Origin of the sequence: Nostocoides sp., from assembly GCF_035343835.1 — a bacterium.
Classification (GTDB): domain Bacteria; phylum Actinomycetota; class Actinomycetes; order Actinomycetales; family Dermatophilaceae; genus Nostocoides_A; species Nostocoides_A vanveenii.
On sequence record NZ_DAOQZV010000008.1, the window covers coordinates 23239 to 28323 of the forward strand.

Here is a 5085-nt window from a genome sequence, read left to right on the forward strand (position 1 = left end):
AATTTTTCAACCCCTGACTGCCGTATGCCGTGTTCCGCCGGCCCCGCGGCCACGCCGCCGAAACGCGCATCGGCCACGCTCGGGCCTCCATACACTTGCCGCATGACCAAAGTCCTCGCCGCTGTCGCGTGGCCGTATGCCAACGGTCCGCGCCACCTGGGCCATGTCGCCGGTTTCGGCGTGCCCTCCGACGTCTTCGCGCGCTACATGCGGATGGCCGGTCACGAAGTGCTGATGGTCAGCGGCTCGGACGAGCACGGCACCCCGATCCTCGTCCTCGCTGACAAGGAGGGCGTCACGGCCCGCGAACTGGTCGACAAGAACCACGCGATCATCGCCCATGAGTTGGCGGATCTCGGCTGCTCCTACGACCTCTACACCCGAACCACAACGGTCAACCACTATGCCGTTGCGCAAGAACTGTTTTCGCAGGTGTGGACGAACGGCTACATGATCGAGCGCACCCAAAAGGGCGCGATCTCGCCGAGCACCGGCCGCACCCTGCCCGACCGCTATATCGAGGGCACCTGCCCGATCTGCGGCTACGGCGAGGCCCGCGGCGACCAGTGCGACAACTGCGGCAACCAGCTCGAGCCCGAGGATCTGATCAATCCGAGGTCCAAGATCAACGGCGAGACACCGGATTTCATCGAGACTCAGCACTTCTTCCTCGACCTGCCGGCCCTCGCCGACGCGCTTCGGGCTTATCTCGGAGAGCGCGAAGCCTCGGGCACCTGGCGCCCCAATGTCATCAAGTTCAGCCTGAACATCCTCGACGACATCAAGCCCCGCGCCATGACCCGCGACATTGACTGGGGCATCCCCGTGCCCCTCGACGGCTGGCGCGACCTGCCCACCAAGAAGCTTTATGTCTGGTTCGACGCGGTGATCGGCTATCTGTCGGCGTCGATCGAATGGGCAAGGCGCACCGGCGATCCCGAGCGCTGGCGCGAGTGGTGGAACGACCCCAGTGCCCTGTCTTACTACTTCATGGGCAAGGACAACATCACCTTTCACTCCCAGATCTGGCCGGCCGAGTTGCTCGGCTATATGGGCAAGGGGGACCGGGGCGGCGAGCCCGGGATGTACGGCGAACTCAACCTGCCCACCGAGGTCGTCAGCTCCGAATACCTGACGATGGAGTCCCAACAGTTCTCCACCAGCCGCGGGCACACGATCCTCGTGCGCGACGTCCTGACCCGCTATCAGCCGGACGCGCTGCGCTACTTCATCTGCGCCGCCGGGCCGGAGACCTCGGATGCGGACTTCACCTGGCGGGAGTTCGTGCAGCGCACCAACTCCGAACTCGTGGCCGGGTGGGGCAATCTGGTCAACCGGACCGCAACGATGATCCACAAGCAGTTCGGTGAGATCCCCGTATGCGGCCCGCTCGCCCCCGAGGACGAGGCGATCCTGGGTGCGGTGGCGGCCGGCTTCGACATCGTGGGTGGATTGTTGCGGCGCTCGCGGCTGCGGCAGGCGACGGCCGAGGCCATGAAGGTCGTCGGCGAGGTCAACGCCTATGTGTCGCGGACCGAGCCCTTCAAACTCAAGGGCGAGGACCAGCGCGAACGCCTCGGCACCATCCTGCACGTCCTGGCCCAGTGCGTCGCCGACTGCAACACCCTGCTCGCCCCGATGCTGCCGCACTCCAGCAACGCGGTGCATCGGGTCCTCGGACGGACCGGTGACTTCATGCCGATGCCGCAGGTCGTCGACGTCGCCGACCTCGACGACGGCCGGGCCTATCCGGTGATCACCGGCGACTACTCGGCGACGCCGCGCTGGGGCCGGGTCCCGGTCGTCCCGGGCACGCCGGTCGCCAAGCCGGGGCCGGTCTTCGTCAAGCTCGACGAGAGCGTCGTCGCCGAGGAACTCGACCGGATGGCGGGCTGACCTGCATGGCTCGCAGCGAACTGCCCCCGCGGCCGGACCCGCTGCCGATTGCGTTGGTGGACAACCACACTCACCTGGACTCGGTGCGCTCGGACGCGCCGGGACTGGAGGTCTCGGAGGCGATCGCGGCGGCCGCGGCCGTCGGCGTCGACCGGGTCGTGCAGATCGGGTGCGAGGTCGAGAGCGCCCGGTCAAGCGTCGTGATGGCGCACACTCATCCCCAGGTGCTGGCGGGCGTCGCGCTGCATCCCAACGAAGCGCCCCGGCTGGCGGCTCTCGGGGAGTTGGACGCGGCCTACGCGGTGATCGGCGCGTTGGCTCTCGACCCGCGGGTGCGCACCGTCGGCGAGACCGGGCTCGACTACTACCGCACCGGTCCCGAGGGCCGCGAGATCCAGCACGACGCCTTCCGCTGGCATATCGCGCTGGCCAAGGAACTGGACCTGCCCCTGCAGATCCACGACCGCGACGCGCATGAGGACGTGCTCGCGGTGCTCGATGAGGTGGGGGCGCCACGGCATACGGTCATGCACTGTTTCAGCGGGGACGCGCGCTTCGCGCGGGCGTGCGTCGAGCGCGGCTTCTTCCTCTCGTATGCCGGGCCGGTCACCTTCAAGAACAATCACGCCCTGCGCGACGCCGTCGCCGTCACGCCGCTGGAGCAACTGCTGATCGAGACCGATGCGCCCTATCTGACGCCGCATCCGTGGCGCGGGGCGGGCAACTCCTCCTACCTCCTGCCGGTCACGGCGCGGGTGGTGGCAGGCGTCGCCGGTGTCTCGGTGGTGGAGCTCGCGCAGGAGGTCTCGGCGACGGCCGAGCGGCTCTACGGCCCCTGGTAACGACCACCGTGGGGCGGCTTAGCACGCCTGTGACGGATGTTTCGTGAACAGCCGCCGGCCGTTATCGAAATTTGACCTTTCACCCAACACCCGGGCACTCTGGAGATGTTCGCCGAACTTGAACACCCGATTCGGCGGCGTCGGTTGGCCACTCGGACCACGAGGACGTGGATCCCCCGAGTGCTCCACGCGGGCCCCCCACCCAGGTGCTCTCCTTCCTGCCTTCAGCGCGGGACCGTCGCTGCCCGAACGCGTTTCGGTTCGGACATCACGACTTTGGAGCAGACTTGAACCTTCTTCCGGTACGGCGCCTGGCCCAGATGGGCATCGTGGGCGTCCTCGCGACCGGAGTGGCCGGTGTCGCCCACTTCGACAAATCGGTCAACCTCTCGGTCGAGGGGCAAACCGATGCGATTCACTCCTTCGCCGGCACTGTCGGCGATGTGTTGAAGAGCGAAGGCATCACCGTCGGAGCGCACGACCTGGTCGTGCCGTCCGTCAACACGCCCGTCACCGACGGGCAGACCATCGTCGTCCGCTATGGACGCAAGCTGACCGTCACCATCGACGGTCAGGCCAAGGAGTACTGGACCACGGCCACCACCGTCGGCCAGGCCCTCTCCGAACTCGGCCTGCGCGCCGAGGACGCCAAGTTGTCCGCCTCTCGTTCGGCCGTGCTCGGCCGGTCCGGCCTCGCGCTGTCGATGATCACGCCCAAGAGCGTCACGGTCACCGCGGACGGCAAGACGACCACTAGGACCACCACCGAGAACGATGTCAAGAGCCTGCTCGCCATGCTCAAGGTCTCGGTCGGCACAAAGGACCTGGTCAAGCCCGGTCTGGACACGCCACTCGCCGACGGCATGAAGCTGACGGTCACGCGGGTCAAGACCAAGAACGTCACCAAGACGACGACCAACGCCTACGAGACCATCAAGCGCAACGACTCCAGCCTCTATGAGGGGCAGAGCAAGGTCATCACCGCCGGTCGCAATGGCGAGGCCGTGACGACCTACCTCTATGTCTTCCATGACGGCAAGCTCTACAAGAAGACCAAGGTCTCGACCAAGACCACGGTCACCGAGCGCGACGCGGTCGTCGCCGTCGGCACCAAGAAGCGCCCGAGCACCCCGGCCTCGACCGGTGGCGCATCCTCGGGTGGGTCGTCGTCGGGCGGCTCGTCCTCTGGCGGCACCTCGTCCTCCGGGCTGAACCTGGCCAATGCCGCGATGTGGGACCGGATCGCTCAGTGCGAGTCCGGTGGCAACTGGCACATCAACACCGGCAACGGCTACTACGGCGGGCTCCAGTTCGCCACGGCGAGCTGGCTGGCCATGGGTGGCGCCGACTTCGCGCCGCGCGCGGACCTCGCCAGCCGCGAGCAGCAGATCACGGTCGCGAACCGCTACTACGCGATCGCCGGCCTCTCGCCCTGGGGCTGCGCGCACGCGGCCTGACCGGCCACGTCGCCGCCCTGACGGCACACCTCACGAAGCGCCCCGGGAGACCCCCGGGGCGCTTCGCCATGTCCAACGCGCGGCTCGCTGGTCGAGAAGCGGCCTGCCATTCTCGGTCGGCTCCCAGCGGCGGATAGGTTGAGCCGGTGAGCGAGGAGGCAGGCTATCTCGGGGCGGCGGACATCCGGCGCCTGGCGGCCGGCCTCGGGATCCGGCCAGCCAAACAGTGGGGGCAAAACTTCGTCGTCGACGCCAACACAGTGCGGCGGATCGTGCGCCTGGCGGAGGTCGGGCCGCAGGATGTCGTGCTCGAGGTCGGGCCTGGCCTGGGGTCGCTGACCGCCGGGCTGCTCCACGAGGCCGCGGCCGTCCTGGCGATCGAGATCGATCCCACACTCGCGGCGGCCCTGCCGGGCACCATGGGCGCGCTGCTCCCCGAGCGCGCGGAGCGGCTGTCCGTCATACCGGCCGATGCGCTGCGCGTGCGGGAGTTGCCGCTGGCGCCGAGCAAGCTGGTGGCCAACCTGCCCTACAACGTCTCGGTGCCGGTTGTGCTGCACCTGCTGGAGCACTTCCCGAGCATCACTCATGTCTTGGTCATGGTGCAGTTGGAAGTCGCCGAGCGACTGGCCGCCGCGCCCGGGTCGCGCACCTATGGCGCGCCGAGCGCCAAGGCGAGTTGGTATGGCGCGGTGCGCCTGGCCGGGACCGTCCCGCGCTCGATCTTCTGGCCGGTGCCCAATGTCGAGTCCGGCCTGGTCGCCATCGAGCGTCGGGAGCCGCCGTCGACGGATGCCGACCGCGCGGCGACCTTCGCCTGCGTCGATGCCGCCTTCGCCCAACGCCGCAAGATGATCCGCTCCGCGCTGGCCCCGTGGGCCGGCTCGCCG

The 5085-nt window shown here is 68.2% G+C and carries 4 protein-coding genes; all 4 read left to right on the top strand.

Annotation, left to right across the window (positions count from 1 at the left end):
• The first annotated feature begins 102 nt into the window (after positions 1-102).
• A complete protein-coding gene (gene metG / locus PKH97_RS01425) occupies positions 103-1896 on the top strand; it encodes a methionine--tRNA ligase (RefSeq protein WP_324385614.1) in 1794 nt (597 codons plus the stop codon).
• Between the two features lie 5 nt (positions 1897-1901).
• Entirely contained in the window at positions 1902-2738 is an 837-nt protein-coding gene (locus PKH97_RS01430; protein ID WP_324385615.1) for a TatD family hydrolase, read from the top strand.
• A gap of 287 nt (positions 2739-3025) precedes the next feature.
• Positions 3026-4195, top strand: a complete 1170-nt coding sequence (locus PKH97_RS01435; RefSeq protein WP_324385616.1) for a transglycosylase family protein — start codon at positions 3026-3028, stop codon at positions 4193-4195.
• A gap of 146 nt (positions 4196-4341) precedes the next feature.
• Positions 4342-5085 (top strand): 16S rRNA (adenine(1518)-N(6)/adenine(1519)-N(6))-dimethyltransferase RsmA (gene rsmA / locus PKH97_RS01440; protein ID WP_324385617.1); only part of this gene is annotated, 744 nt, incomplete at its 3' end.

Bases quoted from the DNA above. Each gene is read 5' to 3' on its own strand.
- metG (WP_324385614.1), top strand. From the start codon at position 103: ATGACCAAAGTCCTCGCCGCTGTCGCGTGGCCGTATGCCAACGGTCCG.
- PKH97_RS01430 (WP_324385615.1), top strand. From the start codon at position 1,902: ATGGCTCGCAGCGAACTGCCCCCGCGGCCGGACCCGCTGCCGATTGCG.